The organism is Xanthomonas euroxanthea (assembly GCF_900476395.1).
GTDB classification, from domain to species: Bacteria; Pseudomonadota; Gammaproteobacteria; order Xanthomonadales; family Xanthomonadaceae; genus Xanthomonas; species Xanthomonas euroxanthea.
Map to the genome: position 1 here is coordinate 1035051 of NZ_UIHB01000001.1, position 12409 is coordinate 1047459.

A 12409-nucleotide genomic window follows, 5' to 3' on the forward strand; every position below is an offset into this window, starting at 1 on the left:
GGCCATGCCCATCGCCCGCCCGCTGCCGTCGTTGTCGCATGCACGTGCCACCCGCGCTGCGTTGCCGCGGCCGCAGCAGCTGGCCGCGCTGGGCACGGTGCTGTGTCTGTATCGGCCTGCCTTGGGCAACGAACTGGACGGCTGGCAGCACGCGGTGGATGCGGCGGCGTGCCGGCAGGTCGACAGCGATGGCGTGCGCGAAAGCATCTGGTTCTTCGATGCCGAAGGGCAGTGCTGCTGGCGGATCTGCCTGTTGCCTGACAGCGACTTCCTGGTCTGGGATCGCCTGGTCTCGCGCCTGCCGCCGCTGCCGGTGGAAACCCATGAGCTGGGCGTCGGGGAGCGGCTGTGGCGTCGCCTGGCCGGACGCATGCGGGGGCAGGCGTGGCGATTGAGCGCGCTGCAGCTGCAGACCGCCGCCACCGGCGAGCAACCGTTTGTCGCCAGCCTGGCGAGCGTGTCGGCGCTGGGCGCCGAGGTTGCCGCACGCCTGGCACGCGAGGAGGGCATCGACGGACGCGTGGCGGTGGACGATTGCTGCTGCGCACGCGCTGCCGCCTTGCGCACGGCCCCCGCCACATCCGCCAACACCAACCCATCCGACATGACGACGGCGCTGGTGCGCCTGCGCCGCTGACGGTCTCCAACACTCCCGAGAGTTCCGAATGAGCCGACTGTTTCCCCGTTGCATCGCAGTGACGCTGAGCCTTTTGCCGTTGATCGCCGCCGCCGACGTCCAGCGCGACCGCCAGAGCATCCTGGCGATGCAGGGCGAATACGCGGTGGACTTTGCCTTCGACGAAACGGTGCTGCTCAAGCCCGGCTACGAGCGTGCGTCGGCCATGCGCAGCGGCGCCAGCGAAGTGGTGATCGTGGTGGAGGATTCACCGCGCAAGCTGGTGCTGCAGCATTTGCTGGTGGATGAAAAAAGCAAGCATGTGACCAAGCACTGGCGGCAGGACTGGATCTACGAAGCGCCGCAGCGGTTCGAGTTCAGCGCCGATCAGACCTGGATGGTGCATGCGCTGCCGCCGGCAGTGACCACCGGCGCCTGGACCCAGTGCGTCTACGAGGTCAGCGACGCGCCGCGCTATTGCGGCACCGGTCGCTGGGACTATGCCGACGGCCATCCCACCTGGACCAGCGATCTGAGCTGGCGCCCGTTGCCGCGCCGCGAGTACACCAAGCGCAGCGACTACAACGCGCTCGCGGTGATCAATCGCCATACCCTCACGCCCAACGGCTGGACCCACGAACAGTTCAACACCAAGGTGCTGCGCAAGCCCGACGGCAGCCAGGAGGCGATCGCGCGCGAGTTCGGCTTCAACGATTACCGCAAGACCACCGAGGTCGACTTCGCCCCGGCCTATGCGTACTGGAAGGGCACCCAGGGCTACTGGGCCAAGGTGCGCACGCGCTGGGCCAGGTTCCTTGACACGCCGCCAGGCGTGCATCTGAAGACCAAGCCGGACGGCATGGCGATGATCATGCCGATGTTCCAGCAGGCCGAGGCGGTGCAGGACGGCAAGCGGGTCAAGGACGCGCAGCTGGACGCGGTGTTCGCGCAGTGGGTCGAGCCCGCGAACTAGCCACCTCGGTTGTAGGAGCGCACCAGGGCGCGACGTGGCATTCCCGACACGCCCGACATGTCCCAACATGCCCATCGTGCCCGACACGCCCATCACGCCGCGCCCCGGGACGCTGCTGCGAGGTCGCGCCCTGGTGCGCTCCTACCGGCGAGACGGCGCTTGGTCGTTATTCCTTGAACATCAAAAACGCCGCGACCAGGATCAAGCCGAACGCGGCCCAGTGATTCCACTTCAACGACTGGCCCAGGTAGAACGTGGAGAAGCCCGCGAACACCAGCAGCGTGATCACCTCCTGCATGCCCTTGAGCTGCGGCGCCGAATACACCGCGCTGCCCAGCCGGTTGCCCGGCACCTGCAGGCAGTATTCGAAGAACGCAATGCCCCAGCTGACCAGGATGGCGATCATCAGCGGCGTGCTCTTGTACTTCAGGTGCCCGTACCAGGCGAAGGTCATGAACACATTGCTGGCGATCAGCAACAGCACCGGATACAGATAGGCAGTGAAAGGAGCGGTAGGCATGACGGCAGGCGGCAGGAAAGGGGCCGGCAGCATAAGCCAGGCCCGTTAAGCGCACGCGACCGTGCCGATGAGCCCGGCACGCGGGCTCAGGCCGTTGGTGGCCGGCGCGGCACGTTCATCTGCAGCGTGGCCAGGCAAAGCGCCTGCCCACGCATCGCGGCGCCCGGGGCTCCCGCGGTCATCCCGCTAGCGCTGCATGCCCCAGCGGCGCACGGTCAGCCGCTCGATGGCCTGAAACACCACACCTTCCACCAGCAGGCCCAGCACGATCACCATCGCCAGGCCAGCGAACACCCGGTCGGTATACAGCTCGTTGCGGTTCTGGAAGATGTACCACCCCAGGCCACCCTGGCCGGAGGTGGCGCCGAACACCAGTTCGGCCGCGATGAGGGTGCGCCAGGCGAAGGCCCAGCCGATCTTCAGCCCGGACAGGATCGCCGGCAGCGCGGCGGGAATCAGCAGTTGCGCCACGTAGCGCGGCCCGCGCAGCCCGTAATTGCGCCCGGCCATGCGCAGGGTTTCCGGCACCGCCTGGAAGCCGGCGTAGGTGGTGAGCGCCAGCGGCCACAGCACCGAATGCACCAGCACGAACACCAGGCTGCCGGTGCCCAGGCCGAACCACAGCAGGGCCAGCGGCAGCAGCGCGATGGCCGGCAGCGGATTGAACATGGCTGTCAGCGTGCCGAGCACGTCGCGGCCCCAGCGCGTGGAGGCGGCCAGCGCGGTCAGCACGAAGGCCAGCACCACGCCCAGCGCGTAGCCCTGCGCCAGCACGCGCAGCGAGGCGCCTACGCGGCGCAACAACTCGCCCGACAGCAGCCCGTCGTAGAACGCGCGTGTGGTCTGCAGCGCGCTGGGCAGCATCAGATCGTCGCCAACCACGCGTGCGGCGATCTCCCACACCGCGATCAGCACCACCAGCACCAGCGCCTTGCGCAGCCACGGTGGTGCCTGCCAGCGCGTCGGCGCAGCGGCTGCAACCAATGCGGGATCCAGCGGCTGCAGGGCCACTTCGTACTCGGCCCGCACCGGTGGCAATGGCGGCAGCGCGGTGGCGTTGCCGCCGCTCATGGCAGCACCTCGCGCTGGCGCTCGGCAGGGCGACGCAATGGCGCCACCTTGGCATCGTCCAGGGTGTCGTCGGGCAGGTCGAACAGTAGCCGATGGATCCGCTGCGCGGTCTGCTGGAACGCCACGCTGCCGGCGCTGTGCGGGCCGAACGCATGCGCGTTGAGCTCGGCACGTACCTGGCCCGGATGTGGCGACAACAACAGCACGCGGTTACCAACCACCAACGCCTCCTCGATCGAATGGGTGACGAACAACAGGGTGAAGCGCGATTGCTCCCACAGCTCCAGCACCTGCTCCTGCATGCGCGAACGCGTCAACGCATCGAGCGCGGCGAATGGCTCGTCCATCAACAACACGCGCGGCCGCATCGCCAACGCGCGCGCAATCGCCACGCGTTGCTTCATGCCGCCGGACAAGGTGTGCGGATACGCCTGCGCAAACGCGCTCAGCCCGACCTGCGCCAGGCTGTCGTCGGCACGTTCGCGCGCTTCGGCACGCGACAGCTTGCGGGCGGCACGCAGGCCGAACACCACGTTCTCGCGCACGGTCTTCCAGGGCGCCAGCTGGTCGAATTCCTGGAACACCACCACCCGGTCCGGTCCGGGTCCGGTGACCGCGTTGCCATCCAGGCGGATCTGCCCCTCGCGCGGGGTGACGAAGCCGGCCACCGCCTTGAGCAAGGTGGATTTGCCGCAACCCGACGGCCCCAGCAGCACGAAGCGATCGGCCTCATGTACGTCGAAACGCACGCGGTGGGTGGCACGCACCACGCGCTGCGCGGAGGCGTATTCCAGGCTGACGTGGTCGACCTGCAGCAATGGTGTGGGCGTGGCCATCGCTCAGCTCCCGCCCGCGATCAGCGGATCGTCGAAGAAATAGTCGCCCAGCTTGCTGGGGACCTGCTTGATCGCGCCGCTGTGCTGCATGAACTTGCCCAGTCCCAGCGTGTTCTGCGGCACCACGGTGAACTGTACCTTCGGGTCCTTGAGGATCTGCAGCACCAGCGCGCGATCGATGCTCGAGCCATTGCGACGCAGGAAGATATCCGCCGCCTGCTCCGGATGGGCGGTGACAAAGCGCGCAGCCTGATCCAGCGCCGCGACGAAGGCACGGTAGGTCTTGGGATTGCCGCGGCGGAATTTCTCGGTGGCATACAGCACGGTGGCCGACGAGGGGCCGCCTTCGATCTCGTAGGAGCTGGTCACGATGTGCGCGGCCGGATTGCGCGCCAGCTCCTGCTCCTGGAATGGCGGGCTGGCGAAGTGGGCGGTGATCTCGGTGCGGCCGCGGATGATCGCTGCGGCCGCGTCCGGATGCGGCAAGGCGACCTGCAGCGGGTCCAGCTGGTGGGTGCCCTTGTCGCCCCAGCGCTGTTGCGAGGCATGCTGCAGGAAGCGCGACTGCACCGACACGCCGGTGGCCGGCACCGCAATGCGGTCCTGCGGGGTGAAATCGCCGATGGACCTGATGCGCGGATTGTTGCTGATCAGGTAGTACGGAAAGTTGCCCAGCGATGCCACGCCGCGCACGTTCTGGCGGCCATGGGTGCGGTCCCAGATGGTGAACAACGGCCCGACGCCGGCACCGGCGATATCGATCGAACCGGTCAGCAGGGCGTCGTTGACGGCCGCGCCACCGGACAGCTGCAGGAACTGCACGTCGATGTCCACGCCGGCCGCCTTGCCCTGCTGTTCGATCAGCTTCTGATCCTGCGCCACGTCCAGCAGCAGGTAGACGATGCCGAACTGCTTGGCGATGCGCAGCTTTCCTTCGGCCTGTGCCTGTGCGGTGTGCAGTAACGGCAGTGCGGCCAGGAGCAGCAGCGCAATACGCCGGGAAACGCGTCGGCGCTGCGGACGCGCGTGAGAGGTGACGGTCAAACGCATGCGGCGCTCCAGTCGGGAGGGGGAGGGGATGGCGCGTTTCACAGCGCATCACGCGCTGTAAACCGTGCGGGAGGCGGCACCTTGCTAGAACGGCGCATCGCCTTCGATGGTGGTGCGGTTGAGGCGCCGCCGCAGGTGATCGGGCGTGCCGGCGGCCAGATGCATGACCGAGCGGTTGTCCCAGAACACCATGTCGTGCGGCTGCCAGCGATGCCGGTACACCAAGGCATCGCGGGTGCTGTGGTCGAACAGGGCCTGCAGCAGCGCGGCACTCTCGTCGTCGGGCAGGCCGACGATGCGGGTGGTGAAATGCTCGCTGACAAACAGCGCTTTCCGGCCGGTTTCCGGGTGCGTGCGCACGACCGGATGCTGCACCGGTTTCACTTCGGCGATCTGTTCCGGCGTCAGCGCCGGGCGCCACGGATTGCGCGCACGCAGTTCCTCGTACTTGGCCAGGTAGCTGTGCTCGGCACGCAGGTCCTGCACCGTCTGCTTGAGCGCGTCGGGCAGGGTCTGCCAGGCCAGGTGCTGGTTGGCGAACAAGGTGTCGCCGCCTTCGCTGGGCAGTTCCTGCGCGTGCAGCAGCGATCCCAGGCTGGGGGTGTCCTTGTAGGACAGATCCGAGTGCCAGTAGTGGCCGGCGTCGCCCAGGCCGATCGGCTCGCCGTTTTCCTTGATGTTGGAGACCACCAGTACCTCCGGATGCCCGCGCAACTGGAAATTGCGCAACACATGGATCTGCAGCGGGCCGAAGCGACGGCTGAAGGCGACCTGCTGCGCCGGCGTGATGCGTTGCTCGCGAAACACCAGCACGTGGTAGTCCAGGTGCGCCTGGTGGATGCGCGCGAAGGTCTCCGCATCCAGCGGCTGCGACAGATCCAGGCCGATCACTTCGGCGCCCAGCGGGGCATCGAACGGCACGATCCGGACACTGGAAGCGTGTTCGGCGGAAACCGCATCGCGCGGCGGCTGCGCACGTGCAGCAGAAGGGACGCTGGCCATGACGGTGGCACCTCGACGGCAACGAAGGGCCGCCTGGGCCGGCGGCCGGACACACCACTGTAGGCAGTCCGCTCGCCGCTGCGAACGTACGATTGGCAAGGTGCTTATGCGCTGCCGGTATATGCACCGGTGCGACGGAACGCAAAAGGGCGACGCCTGCGCGCCGCCCTGCTCACGTGTCCAGCCAACCCGGCCTCAGTCGGTCCGCAGTGCCAGCGCCGGCGGCGTGGACAGGATGCGGCGCGTGCCCGACCAGCCGGCCAGCAGGCTCAACGCCAGGCCAAACGCACCGCCGAGCAGCAGGCGCGGCCAATCCGGCGTCAATGCAATCTCGAATGCCTTCTGTCCGACCACTGCCCCGATCACCGCCGCGGCGGTCACCGCCAGTGTCGCTGCCAGCAGGCCAAGCGCGCCGAACTCCACCAGCACCGCACCACGCAACTGGCCGCGCCGCGCGCCCAGCGTGCGCAGCACCGCACTGTCATAGCGACGCTCGCCGGCGGTGGCCTGCAGGGCTGCCAGCAGCACCAACACACCGGCCAGCAGGCTGAAGCCCATCACCAGTTGCACCGCCTGCGCCACCTGGTCGATCACCTCGCGCACGCGGCCGAGGATGGCATCGATATCCAGCACCGAAATGTTGGGGTAATCGCGGCTCAACGACGCCAGCTTGGGCGCATTGCCGGGCGGCAGATGGAAGCTGGAAATCAGGTTGTACGGCGCATCGCCGACCGCGCCCTGGTTGAGCAGCAGGAAGAAATTGACCCGGAATGAATCCCAGTCGGCCTTGCGGATGCTGGTGACGGTGAAACTGCGCTGCTGCTCGCCCAGCAGCAAGGTGATGCGATCGCCGAGTTTGAGCTGATACCGCTGCGCCCAGCCTTCTTCCACCGAGGCCTCCGGCGCAGTGCTGTCGGCCGCCCAGAATCTGCCTTCCAGCAAGGTGTTTGCCGGCGGGAATGCGTGCCGCCAGGAGAAGTTAACCGGGCGGTTGTCGCCGTCGCCATCGTCGGCCGGATCGCGGTCGCCGCGCAGCGGTGGCTTGTCGTTGATCGCCACCAGCCGCCCGGTCGAAAACGGCTCCACGGCCGCATCGTCCACGCCCAGGCCGCGCAGCGTCTGCAGCACCGGCCCGGTCTGCTCGGGCTGGATGTTCATCAGGAAATAGTTGGGCGTCTCCGCCGGCAGGCGGTCGCGCCATTGCCCGAGCAGGCCGGGGCCGACCACCGCCAGCAGCAGCAGCGCGCACAACGACAGCGACAGCCCGACCAGCTGCACCACGCTCAGACCGCGTCGCCGCGTCAGCGAAGCCAGCCCCAGCTTCCACGCGCCGCGCAGGCGGTGCTGGATCGGCCGCAGCAAGGCCAGCAGGCCAAGCCCCAGTGCCATCGCCACCAACGCCAGGGCGGCCAGCCCGCCCAGCACCCAGCCGGCCAGCACCAGGTTGCCGGTCGCATACACGGTCAGCGCCAGCGTGGCCGCCAATGCCGCGGCGTAGACCAGCAGGGAACTCGGCGGCACCGCGGCAAAGCTGCGGTTGAGCACACGCATCGGCGGCACGTTGCGCAGCCGCAGCAGCGGCGGCAGGCCGAAGCCCAGCAACAGCACCAGGCCGATGCCTGCACCGGCCAGGGCCGGGGTGGCCTGCGGCAACGGCAGCCGGTCCGGGATCAGGCTGCCCAGCGCCTGCACCAGGCCTTCCTGCGCCAGCATGCCCAGCCCGATCCCGACCAGGCAGGCCGGAATCGCGGTCAGCAGCAATTGCAGCGACAGCATCGCCAGGATGTCGCGCTGGCGTGCGCCCAGGCAGCGCAGCACCGCCACCGTGTCGATCCGGCGCATCGCAAAGCGGTTCGCTGCCAACGCGGTCGCCACACCGGACAACAGCACCGCCAGCAAGGCCGACAAGGCCAAAAAGCGCCCCGCACGATCGAACGCCGCGCGCATGCCGCGCTGGGTGTCCTCGATGCCGACCAGGCGGAATTCGCTGGCGCGCGGTTTCAGCCAGGCGCGCAGTTCGGCGATGGCATCGGGCGCACCGGAGAACATCAGCCGGTACGAAGCGCGGCTGCCGGGGCCAAGCAATCCGGCACCATCGATATCGGCGCGATTGACCAGCAGCGGTGGCGACAGCTGCATCAGCTCGCCGGACGCATCCGGTTCGGCCCGCAGCACGCCGGTGATGGTGAGGTGGCCGGCGCCGAATTCCAGCTGTTCGCCCACGCGCAGGCCCAGGGCCTCCAGCAGGCGGGGATCGGCATAGGCTTGGCCCGGCGGCGGTGCGCCCGCAGGCGTGCCCTGCATGCCGGCGCTGTCCCTGGACACCAGCAACTGCCCGCGCAACGGGTAGCCGGCACCGACACCGCGGATATTGGCCATCTGGCTGGCCTCGCCGTAAAACAGCACGCTGGGGAAGCTGACCATGCGCGTGCTCTGCAGGCCGCGGCGTTGCGCTTCGGCGGCGAAGTCGGCCGGGATTTCCTGGCGGCCGGTCACGCCCAGATCGCCACCGAGCACCTCGGCCGCGCTGGAGGTCAGCGCCAGGGTCACCCGATCGACCAGCGTGCCAACCGCCGTCATCACCGCCACGCCCAGCACCAGCGCGGCGAATACGGTCAGCAGGTCGCCGGCCAGGAACTCGCGGCGCACCGCGCGTGCGGCTTGACGCAGCACGTTCATGCGGCCGGACCGGTCTGGGCGTGCAGGCGGCCGCTGTCGATGCGGTAGATATGCTTGCAACGCTGCGCCAGCGTCATGTCGTGGGTCACCAGCACCAGGGTGGTGTCGCTGGTGGCATTGAGCGCGAACAACAGGTCGCTGATCTGCGCGCCGGTGGTCTGGTCCAGGCTGCCGGTGGGCTCGTCGGCAAACAGGATGCGCGGTCTGGCCACGAATGCGCGTGCCAGCGCCACGCGTTGCTGCTCGCCACCTGACAGCTGGCGCGGGTAGTGGCGCGCACGCGCGCTCAGGCCGACCGCCTCCAGTACCTCGCGTACCCGCGCCGGGTCCTCGCGCCCGGCCAGTTCCAGCGGCAGCGCGATGTTTTCTTCGGCGGTCAGCGCCGGCAGCAGATGGAAGCTCTGGAACACGAAGCCCACCTCGCGCGCGCGCAAGGCGGCACGGGCCTCTTCGTCCAGCTGGCCCAACTCCTGGCCGGACAGCGCAATGCTGCCGCGGCTGGGCAGGTCCAGCCCGGCCAGCAGGCCGAGCAGGGTGGTCTTGCCCGAGCCGGATGCGCCGACGATGGCGATACTGTCGCCTTCACTGACCGTCAAGCTGACCTTGTCGAGGATGTGGAGTGTTCCCTCCGGTCCACTGACGGACTTGCCGACGTCGCGGACGTCGATGGCAATGCGGGTACTGGAGTGGGGGGCCAGACTGTCGATGAGGAATCTCCGAATGCGTGAAAGAACACTGCGATATGGCGTGCTGGTCCTGTGGCTGCTGACACTGTCCCTGCTCGCGCCGGGAATTGCCTCTGCCAAAAGTCCGGTGGCGACCGCCCCGATCCTGGTCGTCGGCGACAGCCTGAGCGCTGCGCACAACATCCCGGTGCAGTCTGGCTGGGTCACCTTGCTGGACCAACGCCTCAAGCGTGACATGGCGACGCCACCGGCGGTCGTCAATGCCAGCATCAGCGGTGAGACCACCTCCGGTGCATTGACGCGGCTGCCCGGCCTGCTGCAGAAGCACCACCCCGGCGTGGTGGTGATCGAACTCGGCGGCAACGATGCGCTGCGCGGCCTGACCCCGGCCCAGCTGAAGGGCAACCTGGAAAAGATGATCCAGCTCAGCCAGCAGGCCGGCGCGAAGGTGCTGCTGCTCGGCATCGATGTGCCGCCCAACTATGGCCCCGCCTATCGCGAACGCCTGAAGGCGACCTATGCCGACCTGTCCAGCCAGTACAAGACCGCATTGGTGCCGTTCTTCCTGGAAAAGGTCGCGCTGCAGCCAGGCCTGATGCAGGCGGACGGCCTGCATCCCACTGCCACGGCCCAGCCCAGGGTGCTGGAAACGGTGTGGCCCGCGCTGCGCCCCCTGCTCGGCCGTTGACGGCCGGCGGGCAACGCCCGCCGTCACAAAACGTTAGATGGTCTTCACGCCCTTTCCACTGCCGATCCGGCATGTTTCACAAAGCTGAAGACCGAGGAAAGTCCATGCGTCAGACCAAGGAAACGTCCGGCCTCGTGCTGGTCGTTGAAGACAACCGCAATATCTCTGAAATGATCGGCGAGTACCTGGAAGGCCGTGGCTTCGAGGTCGACTATGCGCAGGACGGACTCGACGGCTACCGTCTGGCCGCCGAGAACAGCTACGACGTGGTCGTGCTGGATCTCATGCTGCCACGTCTGGACGGCATCGAAGTGTGCCGCCGCCTGCGTAACGACGCACGCAAGTCCACCCCGGTGCTGATGCTGACCGCCCGCGACACGCTGGACGACAAGCTCACCGGCCTGGGTTTCGGCGCCGACGACTACCTGACCAAGCCGTTCGCGATCCAGGAACTGGAAGCGCGCCTGCGTGCCCTGATCCGTCGCGAGCGCCGCCAGGTCGGGTCGGAAGTGCTCAAGGTCGCCGACCTGGTGCTCGATCCGGTCAGCATGCGCGCCACCCGCGCCGGTACCGAGCTGCAGCTCTCGCCGATCGGTCTGCGGCTGCTCACCATCCTGATGCGCGAGTCGCCGCGGGTGGTGACCCGCCAGGAAATCGAGCGCGAGATCTGGGGCAACGGCTTGCCGGATTCGGACACCCTGCGCAGCCATCTGTACAACCTGCGCAAGATCATCGACAAGCCGTTTGATCGCCCGCTGCTGCACACCGTGCAGAGCGCCGGCTATCGCATTGCCGACATCGCCCAGCCGATGGCCTGATGTCGCCGGCCGGCCGCCATGCTGGCGGCCGGCCACCTGTAGGCGCCCACGCGCCGCTCGTTTCCGCGCGCTGCCGTCTGGCTGCACGACGGGCTTAGGAAGCGTTGCCTATAATCCGGCGCTCTCCCCTGGATGCAGCAATGCCGCACGGGCTTCCACGAAAAATACGTCTGGCCTTCCTCCTGCAGGTCGCTCTGGCGAGCCTGGCGATCGTGCTGGGTGGCTATCTGCTGTCCTTCGTCATCAAGTACAGCCTGGTGCGGACCGTGCTGGCCGACGAGGCGGTGCATTTCTGGCGCGTGCACAAGGACGCACCGAACAATCCGCCGCCGAATACACGCAATATCCAGGGCTATTTCTTGCCTGCCGGCCAGGGCCGCGACACGGCGCCGGCGGAGTTGCAGCGGTTGTCGCCAGGCTTCAGCGAAGTGGCTGCCGCCGATGCCCTGGTGTACGTCGATCAACGTCCGGAAGGGCGTCTGTACCTGGTGTTCCCACGCTCGCGTGCGGCCCATCTGACGCTCTGGTTCGGAATCGTGCCGGCGATGCTGGTGCTGCTGGCGATCTATGGCGTGTTCTGGGTGACCTACCGGATCTCCAAACGCCTGGTGTCGCCGATCAGCTGGCTGGCACGGCGCGTCTCGCAGTGGGACCCGCGCAACCCGGATGTCGACGAACTGGCACCGGAGCGGTTGCCCGCCGACCTGCAAGGTGAAACGCGGCAGCTGGCCGCTGCCCTGCATACGCTCGGGCAGAAGGTCAGCGACCATGTCGCGCGCGAGCGCAACTTCACCCGCGATGCCAGCCACGAACTGCGCACACCGTTGACGGTGATCCGGGTGGCCAGCGACATGGCGCTGGCCGACGACGAATTGTCGCAACGCACCCAGCGCAGCCTGCGCCGGATTCAGCGCGCCGGCCGTGACATGGAAGCGGTGATCGACGCCTTCCTGATCCTGGCGCGCGAAGCCGAGATCGACCCGCAAAGCGAGACCTTCGATGCCGCCGAACTGGCCAGCGAGGAAGTCGATAGCGCCCGCCAGTTGCTGGGCGACAAGCCGGTGTCCCTGACGATGGTCGGTGACCGCAGCCTGCAGATGTTCGCCCCGCCGCGGGTGATGCGCGTGGTGCTCAGCAACCTGCTGCGCAATGCCTGCGCCTATACCGATACCGGCAGCATCGAGGTGGAAGTCACCCAGGACCGCATCATCGTGCGCGATACCGGGATCGGCATGAGCGAAGAGGCGCGTGCGCGCGCGTTCGAGCCGTTCTTCCGCGCCGATCCCACCCGCCCGCAGGGCACCGGCCTGGGCCTGTCGATCGTGCGCCGGTTGTGCGATCGCTTCGGCTGGCGGATCGAACTGCATAGCGAGTCCGGTGTGGGCACCTCGGTTGCGGTGGTGGTGGCCTGAGGGAGTAGTGGCCGTAGCGGCATGTGGCTGCCTGCAATCTGCCACTGACCAGGGAGAT

At 67.8% G+C, this 12409-nt stretch carries 12 protein-coding genes; 5 read left to right on the forward strand and 7 right to left on the reverse strand.

The window, feature by feature from the left end:
- Nucleotides 1-4 precede the first annotated feature (4 nt).
- On the forward strand, nt 5-637 hold the full coding sequence (locus tag CPBF1521_RS04415) for a ChuX/HutX family heme-like substrate-binding protein (protein ID WP_115676151.1): 633 nt from the start codon (nt 5-7) through the stop codon (nt 635-637).
- 28 nt (nt 638-665) lie between these two features.
- On the forward strand, nt 666-1589 hold the full coding sequence (locus CPBF1521_RS04420) for a DUF6607 family protein (protein ID WP_115676152.1): 924 nt from the start codon (nt 666-668) through the stop codon (nt 1587-1589).
- A 166-nt stretch (nt 1590-1755) separates the two neighbouring features.
- Here the strand turns inward: CPBF1521_RS04420 and CPBF1521_RS04425 are convergent, their stop codons facing one another.
- The 7 genes from CPBF1521_RS04425 to CPBF1521_RS04455 all read right to left on the reverse strand — a co-directional run bounded on the left by CPBF1521_RS04425 (nt 1756) and on the right by CPBF1521_RS04455 (nt 9361).
- Complete coding sequence (locus CPBF1521_RS04425) at nt 1756-2109, reverse strand: DMT family protein (RefSeq protein ID WP_024938302.1); 354 nt, start codon at nt 2107-2109, stop codon at nt 1756-1758.
- A 186-nt stretch (nt 2110-2295) separates the two neighbouring features.
- Complete coding sequence (locus CPBF1521_RS04430; RefSeq protein WP_115676153.1) at nt 2296-3180, reverse strand: ABC transporter permease; 885 nt, start codon at nt 3178-3180, stop codon at nt 2296-2298.
- Nucleotides 3177-4016: an ABC transporter ATP-binding protein gene (locus tag CPBF1521_RS04435; protein WP_115676154.1), complete on the reverse strand. Its 840-nt coding sequence runs from the start codon at nt 4014-4016 to the stop codon at nt 3177-3179. The genes CPBF1521_RS04430 and CPBF1521_RS04435 overlap by 4 nt, the downstream gene beginning before the upstream one ends.
- A gap of 3 nt (nt 4017-4019) precedes the next feature.
- Entirely contained in the window at nt 4020-5066 is a 1047-nt protein-coding gene (locus CPBF1521_RS04440; protein ID WP_115676155.1) for an ABC transporter substrate-binding protein, read from the reverse strand.
- A gap of 84 nt (nt 5067-5150) precedes the next feature.
- A complete protein-coding gene (locus CPBF1521_RS04445) occupies nt 5151-6068 on the reverse strand; it encodes a TauD/TfdA dioxygenase family protein (protein WP_115676156.1) in 918 nt (305 codons plus the stop codon).
- Nucleotides 6069-6263: 195 nt separating this feature from the next.
- Nucleotides 6264-8747: an ABC transporter permease gene (locus CPBF1521_RS04450; protein WP_115676157.1), complete on the reverse strand. Its 2484-nt coding sequence runs from the start codon at nt 8745-8747 to the stop codon at nt 6264-6266.
- Nucleotides 8744-9361 (reverse strand): ABC transporter ATP-binding protein, encoded by a 618-nt coding sequence (locus CPBF1521_RS04455; RefSeq protein ID WP_256359910.1) that lies wholly within the window; start codon nt 9359-9361, stop codon nt 8744-8746. Before CPBF1521_RS04455 ends, CPBF1521_RS04450 begins: the two co-directional genes overlap by 4 nt.
- Before the next feature lie 91 nt (nt 9362-9452).
- Here CPBF1521_RS04455 and CPBF1521_RS04460 point away from each other — a divergent pair, with 91 nt between their 5' ends.
- The 3 genes from CPBF1521_RS04460 to CPBF1521_RS04470 all read left to right on the forward strand — a co-directional run bounded on the left by CPBF1521_RS04460 (nt 9453) and on the right by CPBF1521_RS04470 (nt 12351).
- Complete coding sequence (locus CPBF1521_RS04460; RefSeq protein WP_180708127.1) at nt 9453-10121, forward strand: arylesterase; 669 nt, start codon at nt 9453-9455, stop codon at nt 10119-10121.
- 104 nt (nt 10122-10225) lie between these two features.
- The gene (locus CPBF1521_RS04465) at nt 10226-10939 is read left to right on the forward strand and encodes a response regulator transcription factor (RefSeq protein ID WP_002811889.1); all 714 of its coding nucleotides are present in this window, start codon (nt 10226-10228) and stop codon (nt 10937-10939) included.
- A gap of 140 nt (nt 10940-11079) precedes the next feature.
- The gene (locus tag CPBF1521_RS04470; protein WP_104649656.1) at nt 11080-12351 is read left to right on the forward strand and encodes a sensor histidine kinase; all 1272 of its coding nucleotides are present in this window, start codon (nt 11080-11082) and stop codon (nt 12349-12351) included.
- Nucleotides 12352-12409 lie beyond the last annotated feature (58 nt).

What these genes read in the sequence shown, in the direction of transcription:
- CPBF1521_RS04425 (WP_024938302.1), bottom strand. Translation starts at nt 2,109, where the DNA reads ATGCCTACCGCTCCTTTCACTGCCTATCTGTATCCGGTGCTGTTGCTG.
- CPBF1521_RS04430 (WP_115676153.1), bottom strand. Translation starts at nt 3,180, where the DNA reads ATGAGCGGCGGCAACGCCACCGCGCTGCCGCCATTGCCACCGGTGCGG.
- CPBF1521_RS04460 (WP_180708127.1), top strand. Translation starts at nt 9,453, where the DNA reads ATGAGGAATCTCCGAATGCGTGAAAGAACACTGCGATATGGCGTGCTG.
- CPBF1521_RS04445 (WP_115676156.1), bottom strand. Translation starts at nt 6,068, where the DNA reads ATGGCCAGCGTCCCTTCTGCTGCACGTGCGCAGCCGCCGCGCGATGCG.
- CPBF1521_RS04420 (WP_115676152.1), top strand. Translation starts at nt 666, where the DNA reads ATGAGCCGACTGTTTCCCCGTTGCATCGCAGTGACGCTGAGCCTTTTG.
- CPBF1521_RS04470 (WP_104649656.1), top strand. Translation starts at nt 11,080, where the DNA reads ATGCCGCACGGGCTTCCACGAAAAATACGTCTGGCCTTCCTCCTGCAG.
- CPBF1521_RS04465 (WP_002811889.1), top strand. Translation starts at nt 10,226, where the DNA reads ATGCGTCAGACCAAGGAAACGTCCGGCCTCGTGCTGGTCGTTGAAGAC.
- CPBF1521_RS04440 (WP_115676155.1), bottom strand. Translation starts at nt 5,066, where the DNA reads ATGCGTTTGACCGTCACCTCTCACGCGCGTCCGCAGCGCCGACGCGTT.
- CPBF1521_RS04450 (WP_115676157.1), bottom strand. Translation starts at nt 8,747, where the DNA reads ATGAACGTGCTGCGTCAAGCCGCACGCGCGGTGCGCCGCGAGTTCCTG.
- CPBF1521_RS04435 (WP_115676154.1), bottom strand. Translation starts at nt 4,016, where the DNA reads ATGGCCACGCCCACACCATTGCTGCAGGTCGACCACGTCAGCCTGGAA.
- CPBF1521_RS04415 (WP_115676151.1), top strand. Translation starts at nt 5, where the DNA reads ATGCCCATCGCCCGCCCGCTGCCGTCGTTGTCGCATGCACGTGCCACC.